A 2,237-nucleotide genomic window follows, 5' to 3' on the forward strand; every position below is an offset into this window, starting at 1 on the left:
AAGGGACACCGCCCCGGGTGTGGTCCTGAAGCGCGAGCGCATGTTGCGCGGCGCCGGGTGGCACGGGCGCATCGAACCGCGGCAATGTCCCGGGCTTGTCGTGCGAATGGTCGAACGGGTTGTGCTTGTGCTCGTGATCGCCGTACCCGGCCGGATCAGGCAGGGGGTCGTCGTCGTGCGAGTGGCCGTGGTCATCATGCGCAACGTGCAGCGTGAGGACCGGGTCGTGGGAAGTCGATGGACCCTGGGGCACCGCGAACATGGCGAATACGACCGCCAGAGCGATCGTCAGATGTCCGAAGAGAGTTCGGGTGAGCTTCGGCATGCTGTCGGAAAATGTTCCTCAGTGGCGAGCGCTACGGACCCTAGCCCCGGATCCGAGGATCAAGTTTGTCAGCCAGGATGATGGCGCAGTCATGGTGGTGATCCAAATCGGTTCGGCCCTTATTGAACTACAGATCCGCCATATGGGCGCTCTCCCTACTGTCGGAGCAATCGGATCACATTTCGGCGACGTTGACCCGCTCAACCACCTCTTGGACCCGAACACAGTTCCTTCCTTCGCGTTTTGCGCGGTACATCGCGCGGTCGGCGCTTACCAGCATCTGGTCCAGTGTCGCTCCGCCCGGAGGCATCGAAGCTACTCCGATGCTGACAGTGATTTTGAACGATTGGGGATGAGAGACTACATCAAGCGCTGCGATTGAATGCCTCAGCCGTTCAGCGATGAGCGAGGCGTCGGGCGCGTCGATGTCGGGCATGAAGCAGGCGAACTCCTCGCCTCCGATCCGCGCCACCAGATCAGCTGACCGCAAGACCGACCTGCATGTTGTGGCGATGGCCCGTAGCGCGTCGTCACCACTTTGATGTCCATGGGTGTCGTTGATGGATTTGAAGCGATCGACGTCGAACGTCAAAAGTGAGGCTTTTCGGGCGGTCCTTCGTAGATCAACCAGTGCGGCCTCAGTGTCTTCGACAAACGCCCGCCTGTTGGAAAGCCCGGTCAGGTAATCCGTAGCTGCGATATGCGCTAGCTTGATCTCCAGTGACTTCCGATCCGTGATATTGGCATGGGAGACGACTGCACCACTCGGTCCACGAGATGCAGCTTCGGTTCGGCCTCTGTAGAGCGGGCTCACGCGAGCAAGGAACCAGCGCTCTTCTGCCGGAGAGTGGCACGGATACTCGAGCTGAAAATAATCCTGTCTGCTCTGGAGCACCGATCGAATTCCGTCGTGGAAGGCCAGAGCATCTTTTGCTTCTTGCCCGACGACGCTTTGGCACACTGTCAGATAATTCGCCCCAACACCCGAGCGCTCTTTCAGGTAAGAGTTGGCTACCGCGAATTCTCTCCATGCGCGGTTCACTGCGATGATGGTGCCGTGCTTGTTCAAGACGCAGATGTGCGACGTCAGAGCGTCAATGACTGCAACAGCCAATCCTCTTACAGCCTGGGTTTCACGCATGAGTACCTCCTTGAGGCATGCCGCCTGATATTCAGCTCAGTTCATAGCGGTCGGAAGACGGGCATGCGACCGCCCCGCGAGACGAGACCAGCGCTTTTTTCTGGCTTTATTCCCGCTTCGCGTCACTGTTGTGCGGTGTCCAGGCAGCTTGACAGAACTGCGGTAGGAGGTTCATCTGACTGTAATTGAGGCAGTTTATGGATGTGCTCGACACCATATCAGGAAGCTGATCATGAGCTTGGATCTGGCGCTGTGGAGCAAGCTCAGCGTCAGTCAGAGGTCTCCGGCACTCCCAATGCCGGAGACCTCTGTGTATCCTATGGTTGTCACGGATGACACACCAAGCGCGCTTCGGCCCTGCGAGCGATCTGCACTCCCTCGCTCGGATATATGCAGAGGGTCCGATCAGACGGACCAACCACGCTGTGCATCCGCTGAAATGAGGACGCATTTACAGGTCCGCAAGCTCCAACTCAGGAAGCGGCCCCAGTAGTCCATACTCTCCTGCTTGTTGTCCGGTCCGCATTGCCGCGACTCCGAAGCGGACATGCGACTTCACGTTCTCCGCGCGACGATGAAGGGGCGGGTGTCCTTGTCTTTGGTCGCATGGCTCTTGTTGGCAAGAATGTCGAAACCCGCCGCGTCCACCAGCCGGGTTATACCGACCAGCTCATGAACTGACCGCTTTGATGTAGGGATAGTTGCAGAGGGACCGGATGCGGGCTTGATCTTTGGTGGCGCGGTTCCAGGCATCGCAGCATGCGTCGATGA

At 58.7% G+C, this 2,237-nt stretch carries 1 protein-coding gene and 2 pseudogenes; all 3 read right to left on the reverse strand.

The window, feature by feature from the left end; all coding sequences use genetic code 11:
- Positions 1-325: pseudogene (locus VQ042_RS25320) on the reverse strand (hypothetical protein); the annotation flags it as partial.
- Between the two features lie 175 nt (positions 326-500).
- Entirely contained in the window at positions 501-1,466 is a 966-nt protein-coding gene (locus VQ042_RS25325; RefSeq protein WP_331823012.1) for a GGDEF domain-containing protein, read from the reverse strand.
- Positions 1,467-2,021: 555 nt separating this feature from the next.
- Positions 2,022-2,237, reverse strand: a pseudogene (locus tag VQ042_RS25330) (hypothetical protein); the annotation flags it as partial.

It is taken from the genome of Aurantimonas sp. A2-1-M11 (genome assembly GCF_036549475.1).
In the GTDB taxonomy this organism is placed as follows: Bacteria; Pseudomonadota; Alphaproteobacteria; order Rhizobiales; family Rhizobiaceae; genus Aurantimonas.

What these genes read in the sequence shown, in the direction of transcription:
- VQ042_RS25325 (WP_331823012.1), bottom strand. Translation starts at nt 1,466, where the DNA reads ATGCGTGAAACCCAGGCTGTAAGAGGATTGGCTGTTGCAGTCATTGAC.